Genomic DNA, 15,388 nt, shown 5'->3' on the forward strand with positions numbered 1-15,388 from the left:
CTGCAAGAAGTCGACGCCGGGCGCCTGACCTCGTTCGCGGTCGACGATGCCTACTACCTGGCGCGCCGGCTGGGGATGAATGTGGCCTACCTGCCGACCGTCGAGCACCTGACCGGGATCGCCTTGCTGTACCGCGGTCCGATCGTCGCCAGCGACGCCGCGCTGCTCACCAGCTCGCAGGAGCAGACCGGCATCGTCCACGCCCCGCTGCGCCTGGGTGAGACGGTGCTGCACGCCTACGGCATCTGGCTGGGGCTGGAGGACGAAGATACCCTGCGGCAAGCCGCCGAGGCGCTGGTCTTCATCGGCGAATCAACGCCGACGACCTTTGGCGGTGACTTCAACGCCGAAATCGGCTCGCCGGTGACGGACGCCGTGCAGGCGGCAGGCTTCGAAGATCCGTTCGTCCAGCTGGGCGTGGACCCGGCCCCCGACACCGATCCGGCCGTCCAACCCGACAAGCGGATTGACTTTGTCTGGGTGCGGGATCTGACGGCGCTCAAGGCCTGGGTTCCGGAGTCCGCCGCCTCGGATCACCGCATGGTCGTGAGCGAGATCGCGGTTCCGTGATCCTGCCTTGAAGGGCCGATCGTCATGCACCGCCCCGCCCCCTGCGGGCAGGTCTACCTGGAGATCGATGGGGCGCACGCCCGGTCGGAGAGCGTGGTGCTGCTGCATGGAATGGCATCCTGCGGCGAGGACTGGCTGCTGCAGCGAGCCGCCCTGCGCGGCCGGGATCACGCAGTGTGAATCGATCTGCCGGGGCATGCTCGATCCCGCACCCTGAACGGCTGGCCGACTGTCGCCTCGGGTTCGCGGGCGGTACTGCACACAGTCGATCGCTGGGCACCCTCCCGGCCGGTGCATCTTGTCGGCCTGTCCCTGGGCGCGGCAGTCTGGTTGCAGGCCCTGCTGGAGCACCTGGGGTGTGTCCATTCGGCCAGTAGGGTCAATGGGTTCGCCCGCGTTCGCCTCAAGGTTCTGGAGGCGGGTACGTTGCTCGCCGTCTGGCACACTGCCTTGCCACCTCGGGGGATGGGCAAGGAGAAGGGGACGGCCCACATCGCCGGTTGCAGTGGGAGGAAAATGCGAAAGGGGCTGCCCGCATTTGGTCAGCCCGCTTCTCTCTCATCCCCAGGCTGATTCTGGCACAGCCTTCATCCCCGGCAAGCGCCAGGGCGTCTAGCCTTCTAACTCGGCGTCGATGACCTGCTGGAACTGAGCCAGCGGCTGGGCGCCGACCATGGGGAGCCCGTTGATGAAGAACGTGGGCGTCCCGCTGACCCCCAGACCGGCGGCGTAGCGGGCGTCATCCTGAACTTCCTGGGCGTACTTCTCGCTGGATACGCAGGCCAGCAATTCATCGGCGTCCAGGCCGAGCTGCGACGCATAGGCTGCATACGTCTCGGAGCCGAGCCCCAATTCGCCTTCAAACAGGATATCGTGGAACTGCCAATAGGCGTCCTGGTCGGCGGCACACTGCGCGGCTTGAGCGGCGTAGAAAGACTCTTGGCTGGTGACTGGAAAGTCGCGGTACACGAATCGGATCTGGTCGGGGTAGGCGGCCATCAGCTCGGGGAAGGTCAGCTGGTGGAATCGCTTGCAGTAGCCGCAGTTGTAGTCGCTGAACTCGACGATCGTGATCGGGGCGTCGACCGGGCCGATGAAAGGGTCATCGTCGACACTGATGTCGAATCGGGTGGGTTGGCCGGCGGCGGCCTTGGCCTCCGTCAGCTCGGCGGCAGCCCGGCCCCAGGCGAGGTAGCCGGCTCCGATCCCCAGCGCAAAGGCGGCCGGGATCAAGCCCCATAGAAGCCAGCGGCGGCTGGGCTTGGGGGAGGTCGGGGGATCGGCCTGAGAAGAGTCGGATATCGTAGAGGGGTTGATGTCGGACATGCCGCCGATTATAACAAGCCCTGGCCGGTCTGTCGGCGCGAGAATGGATCGGGTTGACGAGGTGAGGCTCTTGGCGGCCTGCCTTCCGCACCCGAACGCCGACGGATTCAATGTTCGCGGCGGCCTGGCCCGATGCCGCCCGACGCCCCGGGAGAGGTAGAGCGATCGTGAGCGGGCGCGCAGAATGGAGAGTGTGGGGTCGGCGCGGTGAAGGCCGGCAGATTCCATGCGGGCGTCACTACCCCCAAGCCTGGAGCGCCCTCGGCCTTCATCGCATGTGGACACGAACCTGTTGAGGGCAGGCGCTGCGCCGGTTTGTTCGAGACTGCGCTCAGGCTTTGAGAATCCCGGGTAGGGGGCGCCTCATGCGGAAGGTCGAGCTCGGTGGCTGGTTGGCAAGAAAGGGAGAACATGTCCGAGATTCATCCGCTGCTGCGAAAGCGCCGCTCTTCGCGGCTGTATGATCCGGATCGACCGGTGGCGCCGGACGCCATCGCCTCGCTGTTGGAGGCGGCTCGCTGGGCGCCATCCGGCGGCAATCGGCAGCCATGGCGCTACATCGTATTCGACGATCGGGTGCCGCAGGCGAGGGACCTGGCGCGGAGCTGCTTGGACGAGAGCAACCGGGTGTGGGCGACCGCGGCGCCGGTGCTCATCGCCGCAGTCTCACGCGACCTGCGTGACAATGGACTGCCCAACGCCAAGTCGCAGCATGACTTGGGTCTGGCCAATATGAGCTTGATGTTGCAGGCGATCTCCCTGGGCCTGAACTGCCGGCCAATTGGCGGGTTCGATGCCGACAAGGCGCGCCGCCTGTTTGCTATCCCTGAAGATCACACACCGACGGTCATGATCGCTATCGGCTACCCTGGGCGTCTGGATCAAGCGACGCAAGAGATCCAGGCCAGGGAGGCCTCCACCCGTGAGCGTCAGCCGGTCGAGAGCATTGCCTTCTACGGAGGTTGGGGCCGGGAGCGGCCGTAGGCGCCGTGGCCTGCACCCGGGAGACCCCGCCTCGCCCCCTTGCAGGGATAATCAGCGGCGAGCGGCCCGGGAGCTGGGCGGGGGTCACGCCGGAGGACGAACGCCACGGAAGCCTGCCAGCTCTGCCTCCCGGCTGACAGTTGCTGGTCTGGCTGCTAGACCGTCACCAGCAAGGCGGTGACGTACATCACGGCCGTCCCGGCTGCGAAGCCGAGCAGGTTGGGCCAGGTGACGACTGCTTCGCTGTGGCGGGCGGCATCGTCCCGCAGCAGTCGTCCGACCTCGATGATGACCTGCCAGATGGCGCCCAGACCGACCCCAAGCGCAACCGCCGCCACCAGGAAGCTGAAGGCGAAGCCACCCACCCAGGCGCCGACGATCGCCGGCGCACCGGCCAGCAATGTCAGGCCGACGAACGTGCGCAGTCCCGGCCGAAAGCCCGGCGGCAGGCCCGTACGCCCCGGCGTCAGCGGCGCGGCGATGCCCACCCCCTCGGTGATGTTGTGCAGGGTGAACCCCACGATCAAGAAGGATCCCAGGCCAGCCTCACCCAGGGTGAAGGCGGCGCCGATGGCCATGCCTTCGCCCAGGTTGTGCAGGCCGATTCCGAAGGCGATCATCCAGGCAACGTACAGGCCGAGCGGCATGCCTCCGGAGGTTTCCGTGGGTCGGCGCCGGCTTGCGACAGCGAGAAGGGCCAGCCAGGTGAGCAAGGCTGAGAGGAGCACAAGCGCCACTCCCTGCAGCACCCCGGGCAAGTGACCGGCCACCTCGAGCGCCTCCTGCCCGGTGTCGATCAAGAGAAAGGCCAGCATGCCGACGGTCAGGGCCAGGATTGCATTCAGCGCCTTACGGCCGAGCCGTCGCATTGCCGGGTAGAAGAGCAGGCCGAGGGCCACCGGAACGATGCCAACGAACCCGCCGACGAGGGCGTAGGCCACGAGCTGATCCAGCCCTGGCGTGGGCGTCTCGACCGCAACCTGCACCTCGCCGTCGAAGGTCAGGCCAGTCGATGTCAGCAGGCGCAAGCGGTGGGGTTCGCTGAAAACCCATGGGTAGGGAATGGTGATCGTCGCCCGTCCCAGCCGGGGCAGCGTCGGCCCAGGGTCGATGGTGAAGCTCCAGAATGCATCGTCGACGGTAACCTGGGCGATGGTCACCGGGACCGGCCCACCGTTGACGACGACGGCACGGAATCCGCTGTCGGTCAGATCTATTCGCTCGAAGCTGAGGATCTCCAGCGGAGGTAGATCAGCCCGCAGCGCCTGCGGCAGATCGGCGACAGCCAGAAGGACCAGCAGGCCGGCCAGCGCCGCCACGGGGACAAGCCAGGTCAGCCAGTGCGGAAATGGCCTGCGCGGGCTGGATGGTGAACGAACCTTCATGCTTCGACCGCCTCGAAGAGGCCCATCCACCCCAGCTCAGCGAATTCGCTCTGATGGGCGTGGAACATGTACTGGCCGGGGTGGTCGAGGCTGAATTCCAGAACATGCCGCTCTCCCTGACCCATCGTGACCGTGTCGGTGAACTCGAAGTGTTCGAGCTGCGTGCCGGTCCGGTACAGGCGAAACATCGAAGCGTGAAGATGGAACGAGTTCACCAGGTCGAACTCGGTCAGATTGACCAGGTAGATTCGCAGTGGCTCACCCACTCGCACCCGGATGGGATGCTTCATGTAGTGGAAGGCGACGGTGTTGACGGCGTAGACCTCGTTCTCGCCGTCGAGGTTGGTGTCGAAAGCGTTCATGACCATCACCATCTCGCGCGCCGGAGGTCTGGCTTCAGGTGGATCGATCAGGAAGGCGCCGTACAGGCCCTTGTGGATATGGCGTTTGAGCGGCATGACGTGGCAGTGATACAGGTGGAGCCCGAACGGCTGCGCCTCGAACTCATACAGGAATGTGTTGCCCGGCTCGACCATCGGGCTGACGCCGTCCATCGATGGTGGGTGAAACCCGTGAAAGTGGATCGTATGCGGATGAGGGGTGGCGTTGAAGAAATCGAACCGCACCAGGTCGCCGGCACGGGCTCTGAAGGTCGGCCCGGGCACCTGTTCGTTGTAGGTCCATGCCGGGAACCACACCCCCGGGGCCACCTCGATGTCCTTGTTCAGAGCCAGGACTTTCCAAGTGCGTACCGTGCGCCCGTTCTCGCTGGTGACAACACCTTGGTCGAAGGCCTCGAGGAAGGCCGAGGGGTCGAAGGCAGTGGGGGCGATTTCTCCAACTGAGCCGCTGGGATCCGAGCCATGGTGGTGCTGCGCCTCCGCCTCCGCCGTCGGCGTGGGGGAGGGCTCAGCCAGGAGGGGAGTACCCTGGTTGGCTGGTGCGTGCCCGAGGCCGACGGCTGCGGCCAGGGCGGTGGCGGTCCCCCCCAGCGTGCCGGCTTTAAGAAAGCTCCGCCGGTTCAAGGAGCCGGCGTTCGATTTGATCGGTTTCATGTCCGCCTTCCGCCGGGGACCCAAGGTCGCCCGTTGAAAATTAGGTATTCCTAAAAGAGTCCGAATACTATAAGCCACGGGGGAAGGCTTGTCAAGCTCACCACGCCGGGGCGGAAGGGGGGAGGTAGATGGCGGGTGGAGATGGGCGGCCCGGATCTCGGCGCACCAGCGGGAACCGGCGGGAAACGCCCGATCGGTTGCCCTGCAGCCCATGCAGGCGTCGACGCAAGAGCGCAAGCCGCTGGAGGTCATCGGCCTCCCGTGGGAGTGGGATCTTCGGGTGCCGCTGTTAGGCGGCACCCGAAGATCCCAGTCCACCTCCCCAACATTTTGGCAGTAGTCAGGCGGAATAGTGAATAGAGCAGGGGTATAGTCTCGATATTCAATAGGACAAAGGAGCCCCGAAATGTCAGTAATGAAGGCTGTGTGCATTCACGCCTACGGCGGGATCAAGGAGCTTGCCTACGAAGAAGCGCCGCGACCAAAGCCAGGTGACAGCGAGGTGGTCATCCGTGTCCTGGCCACAACCGTCAACCCCTTCGATTGCGCCGTGCGAGCAGGGTATTTGTCGGCCTTTCTCAACTACACCCTTCCCGTCATTCTGGGAACCGATGCCTCCGGCATCATCGAAGAGGTAGGGCCGGGAGTTACCACTTTCAAGCGCGGAGACAATGTGTATGCCCGAGGGGGTGTGACACGCGAAGGCGCCAACGCCGAGTATGTTGTCGTACCGGCCTCGGATGTCGCTGCCAAACCTCGGTCCCTGGACCACATCCATGCGGCGGCTCTCCCGCATGTAAGTCTCACGGCCTGGCAGGCCCTCATCGAGCTAGCCGACCTTACTAGCGGACAGACCGTTCTCATCCATGGCGCTGCGGGTGGGGTGGGGCACATTGCCGTGCAGATCGCCAAGTGGCGTGGAGCCAAGGTCATCGGCACCGCGTCCGTCAATCTTGACTATCTGCGCGAGCTTGGCGTCGACCAAGCAATTGACTACTCCACAACCCCGTTCGAAACTGCCAATGGCTACAAGGGCCACGTGGATGTTGTCCTTGACACCATTGGTGGTGATACCCAGGAACGATCATGGGAAGTGCTGAAACCAGGCGGTATTCTTGTGTCAACCGCTCAAGCACCTTCGCAGGAAACGGACACCGTGAGCGGTGGCCGTCAGGCGATGGTCTTCTCAACGCCTCCCATTGGGAAGACTCTTACCGAGGTCGCCACATTGGTCGACTCCGGGAAGATCAAGCCCCACGTTTCGGCAGTCTTCCCGCTTGCAGAGACAGCAAAGATCCACGGAATGATCGAGGCCAAGCACACTCGCGGCAAGATTGTGGTGCAAGTCGCGGGTTGATGCCTCGCTCGCGAAGGCAGGCCTGGCAACGCCCGCGCTGGCACACAGGCCTGAGGCCCAATAACTCGCTGAAGCCCCGGAGGGCTTGGCCTTCCGGGGTGTTTGTCTTGGCCCCTCGCTTGACCTGGACTTCGAGTGGCCTTGCCCGCTTCCGCCGGGCAGCTCCCATGCCGAGCCCGCAAGGGCGGTGTCCCCACGGGGTGCTTCCTTCCAGGCCGCTGTGCGGTCGCGAAGCTCGAGGCCGTTAGGCGGGCTGGCCCGCAAAGCCCGCGCAGATGCTCCGCCTGCTCATCACAACTCCACGATCCACCGCCGGCTTAGGTTGAATCCGTGCTATTGTCAGTCAGGGAGCGTGTGGTGCCGCGAAGCCCGCCGTAAGGCAAGAGGAGGCTGGTATGGAGACGTACATCATCCTGGGAAAGTACACCCCGCAAGGCATCGCAAAGATCAAGGAAGGCCCGACCCGCATTGAGGCTGCCCGCAAGGCCATGGAGGCCGCCGGCGGCAAGATGGTCGCCTGGTATCTGACATTGGGCCGCTACGACTTCGTCTTGATCGCCGAGGCTCCAAACGTCAAGGCCGCGGCGTCCGTGCTCCTTGCGACTGGAGCCCAAGGGAGTGTCAGTACAGAAACACTGCAAGCTCTAAACGAAGCGGAGTTCAAGGGAGTTGTCTCTTCGCTCCCGTGATCCCTGCGCAACCACACGCTCCCACTCCCATCCGCGCTCCCACTCCCATGCCCTCACACTGCAGCCCGCCTGCCAAGTATCTTCCCCGGAATGGCGCCCTTATGTATGGCTCTCGCCTCCGAACCCTGCCCGAAAGTCCGTCCGGCGGTGTGAAGGTGCTGTCCGAGGGCCGGCGGTCGAAGACCAGCTACGCCGCCTATCAACTCGCTGCCTGCCCCGCGGGCTGGATATAATCGGGTCCGATGGCTAGAGGTTCCCCCAGCAACTCCCCTAAGGTCCCGTCCTCCCCGGGGCGCTTCACATTCCCTCCAGGCACCCGCCTGGAATTGATCCTTGAGGTCAAAGAAGGCGAAGAACTCGAGGTCATCGTCGAAGTTCAGCAAGCTCGACGCCGAGAGCCCCTCTCAGCGGAACCCGGCGCCTCCTGGCGCCACAGGCTCGGTCTGGCGCTCCAACGTGCCAACCTTCGGCTGGACCCCGCCACGATGCCCACGGTCCTTTTCGTCATCGGGCTCGCCTTGTTTTGCGTCAGCCGGTTCTATCGACTGGCTGATTTCCCGATTGCTTTCAACAGCGATGAGATCGTCACGGTCGTCCGAGCTGCGGACCTGGTGCGTGATAGGTACGTCGGTTACGAAGGGCAGTTCCTGCCCGCCTTCTTCGTCAACGACTCCAAGTACAGCCTGGGCACCACCGTCTACCTGCAGATCGTGCCCTACCTACTGTTCGGGAAATCGATCTGGGCGGCTCGAGGCATCTCGGTGCTCATCAGCCTGCTGGGGATGATCTGGGTGGGGCTGATGCTGCGCGACATCTACCGGTTGTCCTACTGGTGGCTTGGAGTGTTCGTGCTGACGGCCATGCCCGCCTGGTTCCTCCTGACGCGCACTGCTTTCGAGACGGCGCAGATGACGGCTTTCTTCGCCGGATTTGTTTACTACTACCTGCTGTACCGGCTGCGGAATCGCCGCTATCTGTACCCATCTCTGGTGTTGGGGGCGCTGGCCTTCTACAGCTACCTTCCCGGTCAGGTTATGGTCGTCGTGACCGGCGCAGCCTTCCTGGCCTTCGATTGGCGATACCACTGGCAGGATCGGCGGACGCTGTTGCGGGTGGCCGGCCTGCTCATCCTGCTGGCGCTGCCTCTGATTCGCTTCGAACTCTCCCAACCCGGTCGCTACACCGGCGCCATGGAACGCTACAGCTCATATCTGGCCACTGATCTTCCACCGGTGCAGAAGGTATCGATGTACCTGGGCCAGTATCTCCGTGGCCTTGGTCCGCTCTACCTGTACTGGCCGCATACCCGGGACGAATCCCCCTTCCTGATGAAGGGCTACGGGCACATGGGATGGTGGAATCTCCCATTTGCTGTTGCGGGGCTGGTCTATCTTCTGCGACGCCGCCGCTGGCAGGAGGTCGAGGGCAGGTCGGTCTTTGTCCTGCTCCTGGTGGCGCCGTTGGCGGGTGCCCTGCTCGAGACCAAGTTATCTAGGGAGTTGATGATCGTCCTTCCGCTGGTGGTGGTGACGACGATCGGGTTCACACTCGCCTTCGAGTGGCTCGAAAGGCGTTCGATCCCACGCACCGTCTTGAGCCTGGCCAGCGCCAGCCTGTTCGCCGGGATCACGCTGTTCATGATGTTCGATGCCCTCATCCGTGGCCCCACGTGGTTCCGCGACTATGGGTTGAGCGGACTGCAGTATGGCGCCAATCAGGTGTTCCCGGAGGCGCTCGAGTTCTCAAAGCAGAACCCGGGGACGAGAGTCTACCTTTCAGGCGGGTGGTGCTGGTCGGCGGATGTGGTGTCGCAGTTCTACTTGCCGGGGGAGTCGATGGTCTCGCTGGCGACGCCCGATCAACTGCCGGAGGTCATCGCCGCCGGGGAGGATGTTGTGTTTGTTGTCATTCCCGATGAGTACAAGCGTCTAGTGGAGAGCGACGAGTACCAGACCATCAGCGTCGAGCAAATCGTTCCCTACCCCGATGGGGGCCCGGGCTTTCGTTTCGTCCGGTTGGCTTTCACCCAGGCCAAGCTTGATGCGATTCGCCGAGGCTATGAGGAAGTGAAGGAGCCGGTCACGGTTCCGCTCAGCCTGGACGGCGAGGACATCACGGTCACCCATCCCCCGCTCGGAGGGAGCACCGTCGACAGCCTCTTCGACGGCGACCCTGACACCTTCGCCCATTCGGACTCCCAAAACCCCTTCCTGCTTGATATCGGCTTCGACCCGGCACGCCGCCTGGCGGGCTTCGTCATTCGGCTCGGCTCCGAGAAGAACGTCATCAAGGCGACGGTCTTCCCCGAAGATGGAACCGATCCGGTCTCGCATGTCGTCGAAGCGGGGCCGGTGGACCAATACAAGGACGTCGTCGTGAATTTCGATGGACCCGTCCGGGCCAAGCGGCTGCTGATCGAGATCCTGGACGAGTTTGCGCCTCCGGACGCGTTCGTGCATGTATGGGAGCTGCAGCTGCTCGACTAGGAGCGCCAAGGCACATGACGATCTTGCCTGGATCTCGGCTCTTCAGCATGTCGTAGGCCGTTCCTATCCGCCGCTGTAAGAGGCGCCCGGTTCTTCGCAGGCCGGAGTCACGCCCCAGCGGGAGAACCAGCGCCGATGGGTCGCCACCCAGCGGTAGCCCGCCGCTTCAACCCAGTGGAAGGGCTTCAGGCTGCACGCCCGGCCGACCAGTGGCCACCGGCCGCCGAGCTCGAGAAGCGCCCGGTTGATGGCAGCCGCGGCCCGGTACCGTTCGCCCGTTGAAAGGTCGATCAGCCAGACCTCCCGATCGACTTCGCTGCGCCTCAGCCCATATCGCAGGCGGACCCCGGGATGCTGGTTGGGCACCAGGCAAAGCCTTCCTCGGATGTCGCGCCTGTGCAGCCAACTCGCCGCCCGGGTGCAGATCCCGCAGCGACCGTCGAAGAGGAGGATCAGCGACCGAGCGTCATCCGGCGAAGGTGAACCTACCGGACGCCATGCCTTCCTCGATGGCTTCATCCCGCACTCAGGATCGAGTGGAAACGGCGGAGACGTGGCTGGGTTCGGATCGGCCGAGGGCATAGAGGCCAAGGGTCCCCCAGAGTTCGATGCGATTGAACTCTGGATTCTGGCTGTGGAAATGGACCCTCACCGGCGCTTGGTCCAGTTCGGGCTGGGAAGCCAGAAGCTCCCCGTCTCCCTGGCGAAAGCTCTGCAGCACTAGCTTCAAGTGTTGTTGAAAGATCCCGTAGCGCCAGGCGGCGGATCCAATCTCCAGTCCGCCGCTGACGTGGCAGTGCACGTCCAGCGCCGGCCCGGTTGGGGTGTCGGTCCATTCGGCCAGGACTTCGTCCCGCATCATGCGGGTGTACCACCCGGAGATCTGTTTGTAGTCGTAGTCCCTGGCGATTGTCAGAAACAGGTCACCGGTTCGATCGGAGTGGGTGAGCGTGTAGCGACGCGGCAGCGTATGTCGGTCAATCGACTGCCAAGACTGGAGTCGGACATGCAGCTTGGCCGGGTCCAACCCGCTCATGCCTGGGTGTGCTGCGCAAGCTCGCTCGCCCCCTCCGGAGTGCGCTCGGCGAGGGGCGGCGCCGGGCGGGCGATCAGCCGGAAGTAGGCGTAGGGGAAGAGCACAGCCATCAGCAGGGCGGAAGCGACGCCCGGAGCGGCACTGCCCACCGATCCCAGCAGATACCCGCCCAGCACGGGAGCGATCACCCGGGTCAGGCTCTCGACCGAGGTCGAAAGCCCGAGGATGCCGCCAATCTCCTCGGGGTAGACCGACTTGCTCAAGACGCTGCTGATCAAGGTGTTGAGCGAACCGCCGGCGATGGCCAACGGGAGAAAGGCGACCAACAGCCAGGCCACACTGGGGACCAAGGCCCATGCCAGGACCGCCAGGCCAAACAGCCCGATCATGAACACGATCAGTCGGGACTCGCGCCAGCGAGCGGTCATCACGCCGATGCCGACTCCCTGGACCAGGACGATGATGATGCCGATGTAGGTCAGGATGTAGCCGGTGGTCTGTGCGGTCAGGCCGAAGCGCTGCTGACCGTAGAGCGGGAAGATTGTCTGCATCATGGCGAACGACAAGCCGAAGAGGAAGCGCGTGACCAGCAGCGGGCTGACGCGCGGCAGGCGGAAGGCCTCCGTGAGAGCGGCCACGGTGAAGGCCGAGCGTGGCGCCTGGGCGCGGGCACGACGCTCCTCTTCTGGCAGGGACTCCGGCAGGGCGAAGTAGATGGAGAGCAGCGCGATCAGCGACATTGCCGCCGCCGCGAATGCGGGGACGGAGTAGCCATAGATGCTCAGCGTGCCGCCGACCGCCGGGCCGATGATGAAGCCCAGCCCGAAGGCGGCACCCAGGAACCCCAGGGCGCGAGCTCGGCCTTGGTTGTCGGTGATGTCGGCGATATAGGCCTGGGCGACCGTGATGTTGCCGCCGGTCAGCCCGTCCAGAATGCGGCTGGCGAACAGCACGCCGATCACCGCCGCCTCCAGGCTGACGGCGAGCCCCAGGCCAGAGAACAGCCCAGCAAGCGCAGCGCCGATGGGCTCGGCCAGGCCCAGCATCAGGAACCCCAGCAGCGTGCCGAACACGCTGAGCAGCAGGATCGGGCGACGGCCGTGGCGATCGGACAGGCGGCCGAGGATCGGCGCACCGATCAACTGCGCCGCAGCGTAAGAGGCAACCAGCAGTCCAACAACCGCGGGCGTGGCGCCATAGGCGCTGGCATAGAACGCCAGCAGCGGCAGGATCAGGCTGAAGCCGAGCAGGTCGATAAAGACGATGATGAACAGCGTTCGCAGGCGGGAATCACGCATTCTGTCTCCGAGGCAGGGCAGGGTCACGAGCAATCGCAGGCGAAGCACTGGATCGCCGGGAAGAAGCTTCCGCCTCGCGGCGGATGGCCTCGACCAGGCTGGAGAAGATCAGGCTGTGCAGCGGATACAGCCCATACCAGTACAGCAAGCCGAACAAACCCCGCGGCGCGAACAGCGCAGTCTGGGTCAGTGCGGCGGGTGTGCCGGGCGCGATCTCGAACTGCAGCCAGGCGCGGCCGGGGACCTTCATCTCGGCGCGCAGACGCAACAGGCGATTGGGCTCGGCGATCTCGACCCGCCAGAAGTCGAGGGCGTCGCCTGGGCGCAGGTCGAGTGGATGACGCCGGCCGCGCCGCAGCCCGACGCCGCCCACCAGGCGGTCGAGGGCGCCGCGCAGGCGCCAGGCCCAGTTGTAGGTCAGCCAGCCGCGCTCGCCGCCCAGACTGGTGAGTGTCGCGTAGATGGCATCGGGTGTCGCCTCCACCGCCGTCTGGCGGCGCTCGAGAATCATCCCCTCGCGACTGGCCAACACCAGCGCCGGTCGGTCGCCCTGGCTGCTGGCCAGCGCGTCCATCCAGGTGGTGTCGATCTCGCCGCTCTCTAAGCGAGCCAGCGCCGCCTGCAGGGCAGCCGAATACCCGATGGGGTGGATGTGCGGGAACAGTTCGGCGGCGATGGGCTGGCGCACGACGACTTCGTTGCGCAGTCCCTCGATCAGCGGTGCAGCGATGTCGCTCGGGATGGGCGTGACCAGGTGCACCCAGTAGGAGGACAGGCGCGGCGTGAGCACAGGGACCGGCACCAGCCAGCGCCGCAGGCGACGGGCCTCAGCATAGCCGAGCATCATGCCGCCATAAGTGGTGACGTCGGTGCCGCCGATCTCGATCACCCGCCCAGCGCTGGCCGGCGTCTGAAGGGCGGCCACCAGGTAAGACAGGATGTCGTCGACCGCGATCGGCTGGACGCGGGTGTACGCCCAGCGCGGGCAGACCATCGCCGGCAGGCGTTCGGTGAGATCGCGGATCAGCTCGAAGGACAGGCTGCCGGCGCCGACGATGATCGCCGCCCGGAACTCGGTCACCGGGACGCCGGCCCGCGCCAGCATCTCCCCGGTCTCCTGCCTCGAGCGCAGGTGCTGCGACAGGTCGGCGTCGGGATTCCCCAACCCACCCAGGTAGATGATGCGCTCAACACCCGCCGCGCGTGCCGCCAGGCCGAAGTCCAGCGCCGCCTGGTGATCGCGTTCGCGGAAGGATTTGCCGCCGCTCATGCTGTGGATCAGGTAGTAGGCGGCGCTCACCCCGGCCAACGCCGGCCGCAGTGTGTCCGGCCGGAGCACATCGGCCTCGACCACCTCGACCTGGTCGAGCCACGCTCGCCGGGCCAGCCGAGCGGCGTCGCGCACCATCACCCGCAGCGGGTAGCCGGCAGCGAGCAGCGCTGGAACGAGGCGCCCGCCGACGTATCCCGTTGCGCCGCTGACCAGGACCGGCTTAGCGAGTGTCATGCCGGAGGACTTTCCGGTGCAGCCGGGGCGGAGGTCGGACGCACCCGGCGGGCGATCCAGATGCCCAGGCCGAACAGCCCCGCCAGGATGAGCACGAGCAGGTAGTCGATGACTGGGATGCGCACGATCTCGTTGAGCTTCTCCCAGCCGCGGTCGCTGTAGACCCAGAGCACGGCGGCGACGTAGGCGAGGGCAACCAGCGCCCGCATGCCGCGGCTCCATCCGACGCCGTGCATCTGCGTAATCACGAACACGCCGCCGAAGCCGAAGGCGAACATCGGCCAGATGCCGTTGCCCTGCATCACCGCCACCAGCGTGGCGTGGATCAGCACGCTGACCTCGAGCACCAGGGTCCAGATGCGGTTGACATGGACCCGGGTGAAGAACAGGCTGCCCTGCAGCAGGATCAGGAACATGTACAGGAATCCAATGAGATGGCCGGAGGTCGAGACCATCGGGTGATACCAGAAGGTGTACACCACCGCCCAGGCGAAGAAGTAGCCGTGGTACTTGCGCGCCACGCGGACGATCTCCTTGGACAGCGGCAGGCGCTGACCGAAGAACATCCCGCGCCGGTTGTTCTCCATCAGCAGCACCCACACCAGCAGCACGATCACCGAACCCTGCGATGACCAGATGGAAACGTCCTGCGCCAGGCCGTCGTACCACAAATGAGTCTGGACGAAGTGCAACAGAATGAAGAAGGCGTTGGCGCCCAGGGCGATCAGGTTCACCCGGTGCAGCCCACCGGTGTAGCGGAGTTCATGGGTCTGGGCGTAGTAGATCAGGCCGAAGAAGGTCAACTGGTGGGCCAGGTAGAAAGCCCAGGCGGTTGCCCGCGGCCAGAAGGCCGGCTCGGGCAGCTGCCAGTAGTACCAGGAGGCGCCGGTGTCAGGCAGCAGAGTCGCTCCCGCCAGCCGCTGGCCGGCCCAGGCGATCAGTCCGGTGAACAGCAGACTGAAGCCGATCCCTAGCCAGAGCGCGGAGCTGGACGAGAGGCGTGCGACCGGGCGGTTCATGGCCGGCATTCTACCATGTCCGAAGACGGCGTGTCAAGGTTTTGTCTAGGAGCCATCACAATCCCGTCAACGGAGGGGGAGGCAGGGCGGGGTACCCGGCGGTGAGCAGGGCCAGTACACTTGCGGGCAAAACCCAAGGGGGGCCGAAGCCAGCATGCCAAGAGAGTATCGTCGGGTGTTCCGGGTGCGCGAGTACGAGTGCGACCTGTACGGGCATGTCAGCAACGCCAACTACTTGCGCTACATGCAGCAGGCGGCCATCGAGGCCTCGGCCGACGTCGGCTATGACCCCGCGCGCTATCGGGCCTTGGGGACGCTCTGGCTGATCCGCGAGACCGGGATCGAATACCTGCGGCCGGTTGCGCCGGAGCAAGTGCTCGAGGTTCGCACCTGGGTGGCAGATTTCCGCCGGGTGGTGTCGCGCCGCCGATATTCCATGACGGTCGAGGGTCAGCCGGTGTCCGAGGCCTACACCGATTGGGTGTACATCGAGCGCCTGACGCAGCAGCCGGCGCGCATCCCGGCGGAGATGGCGCTGGCGTTCATGCCCGAGGGCGGCGCCGGGGAAGCCGTCGACCGGAAGCCGATCGAGGCGCCCGCCCCGCCGGCGCAGCCTGTGCGCTTCGTCCACCATGTCGAGTGGGGTGACCTCGACAGCGCCGGGCATGTGAACAAC

15 protein-coding genes are annotated in these 15,388 nt (G+C 65.2%); 7 read left to right on the forward strand and 8 right to left on the reverse strand.

Going from position 1 to position 15,388, the window contains the following annotated elements; genetic code table 11:
• The coding region (locus tag MUO23_12300; protein ID MCJ7513739.1) for a hypothetical protein at positions 1 to 570 on the forward strand (570 nt) is incomplete at its 5' end.
• Between the two features lie 24 nt (positions 571 to 594).
• Complete coding sequence (locus MUO23_12305) at positions 595 to 750, forward strand: hypothetical protein (GenBank protein ID MCJ7513740.1); 156 nt, start codon at positions 595 to 597, stop codon at positions 748 to 750.
• 432 nt (positions 751 to 1,182) lie between these two features.
• Here the strand turns inward: MUO23_12305 and MUO23_12310 are convergent, their stop codons facing one another.
• Positions 1,183 to 1,896, reverse strand: coding sequence for a DsbA family protein (locus MUO23_12310; protein ID MCJ7513741.1), 714 nt, complete (start codon positions 1,894 to 1,896; stop codon positions 1,183 to 1,185).
• A gap of 411 nt (positions 1,897 to 2,307) precedes the next feature.
• On the opposite strand from MUO23_12310, the gene MUO23_12315 reads away from it, so the two are divergent.
• A complete protein-coding gene (locus MUO23_12315) occupies positions 2,308 to 2,880 on the forward strand; it encodes a nitroreductase family protein (GenBank protein MCJ7513742.1) in 573 nt (190 codons plus the stop codon).
• 155 nt (positions 2,881 to 3,035) lie between these two features.
• Here the strand turns inward: MUO23_12315 and MUO23_12320 are convergent, their stop codons facing one another.
• Both MUO23_12320 and MUO23_12325 read right to left on the reverse strand, forming a co-directional pair.
• Complete coding sequence (locus tag MUO23_12320; protein MCJ7513743.1) at positions 3,036 to 4,265, reverse strand: hypothetical protein; 1,230 nt, start codon at positions 4,263 to 4,265, stop codon at positions 3,036 to 3,038.
• A complete protein-coding gene (locus tag MUO23_12325; protein ID MCJ7513744.1) occupies positions 4,262 to 5,320 on the reverse strand; it encodes a multicopper oxidase domain-containing protein in 1,059 nt (352 codons plus the stop codon). Before MUO23_12325 ends, MUO23_12320 begins: the two co-directional genes overlap by 4 nt.
• Positions 5,321 to 5,726: 406 nt before the next feature.
• On the opposite strand from MUO23_12325, the gene MUO23_12330 reads away from it, so the two are divergent.
• The 3 genes from MUO23_12330 to MUO23_12340 all read left to right on the forward strand — a co-directional run bounded on the left by MUO23_12330 (position 5,727) and on the right by MUO23_12340 (position 9,852).
• A complete protein-coding gene (locus MUO23_12330; protein MCJ7513745.1) occupies positions 5,727 to 6,677 on the forward strand; it encodes an NADP-dependent oxidoreductase in 951 nt (316 codons plus the stop codon).
• A 395-nt stretch (positions 6,678 to 7,072) separates the two neighbouring features.
• On the forward strand, positions 7,073 to 7,366 hold the full coding sequence (locus tag MUO23_12335) for a GYD domain-containing protein (protein ID MCJ7513746.1): 294 nt from the start codon (positions 7,073 to 7,075) through the stop codon (positions 7,364 to 7,366).
• Between the two features lie 242 nt (positions 7,367 to 7,608).
• The gene (locus tag MUO23_12340; protein ID MCJ7513747.1) at positions 7,609 to 9,852 is read left to right on the forward strand and encodes a glycosyltransferase family 39 protein; all 2,244 of its coding nucleotides are present in this window, start codon (positions 7,609 to 7,611) and stop codon (positions 9,850 to 9,852) included.
• A gap of 63 nt (positions 9,853 to 9,915) precedes the next feature.
• Here MUO23_12340 and MUO23_12345 read toward each other — a convergent pair whose 3' ends face one another.
• From MUO23_12345 to MUO23_12365, 5 genes are read right to left on the reverse strand one after another with little or no spacing between them, the layout of a single operon-like run.
• Positions 9,916 to 10,371, reverse strand: coding sequence for a DUF393 domain-containing protein (locus tag MUO23_12345; protein ID MCJ7513748.1), 456 nt, complete (start codon positions 10,369 to 10,371; stop codon positions 9,916 to 9,918).
• Positions 10,372 to 10,378: 7 nt separating this feature from the next.
• Positions 10,379 to 10,888: a staygreen family protein gene (locus tag MUO23_12350; GenBank protein ID MCJ7513749.1), complete on the reverse strand. Its 510-nt coding sequence runs from the start codon at positions 10,886 to 10,888 to the stop codon at positions 10,379 to 10,381.
• Positions 10,885 to 12,186, reverse strand: coding sequence for an MFS transporter (locus MUO23_12355; protein ID MCJ7513750.1), 1,302 nt, complete (start codon positions 12,184 to 12,186; stop codon positions 10,885 to 10,887). The genes MUO23_12350 and MUO23_12355 overlap by 4 nt, the downstream gene beginning before the upstream one ends.
• The gene (locus tag MUO23_12360; GenBank protein MCJ7513751.1) at positions 12,179 to 13,693 is read right to left on the reverse strand and encodes an SDR family oxidoreductase; all 1,515 of its coding nucleotides are present in this window, start codon (positions 13,691 to 13,693) and stop codon (positions 12,179 to 12,181) included. The genes MUO23_12355 and MUO23_12360 overlap by 8 nt, the downstream gene beginning before the upstream one ends.
• On the reverse strand, positions 13,690 to 14,712 hold the full coding sequence (locus MUO23_12365; protein ID MCJ7513752.1) for a hypothetical protein: 1,023 nt from the start codon (positions 14,710 to 14,712) through the stop codon (positions 13,690 to 13,692). Before MUO23_12365 ends, MUO23_12360 begins: the two co-directional genes overlap by 4 nt.
• Positions 14,713 to 14,866: 154 nt before the next feature.
• Between MUO23_12365 and MUO23_12370 the strand changes: the two genes are divergently transcribed.
• Positions 14,867 to 15,388, forward strand: a 522-nt coding sequence (locus MUO23_12370; GenBank protein MCJ7513753.1) for an acyl-CoA thioesterase, incomplete at its 3' end; no start/stop codon positions are given.

The sequence above is a fragment of the Anaerolineales bacterium genome (genome assembly GCA_022866145.1).
In the GTDB taxonomy this organism is placed as follows: domain Bacteria; phylum Chloroflexota; class Anaerolineae; order Anaerolineales; family E44-bin32; genus PFL42.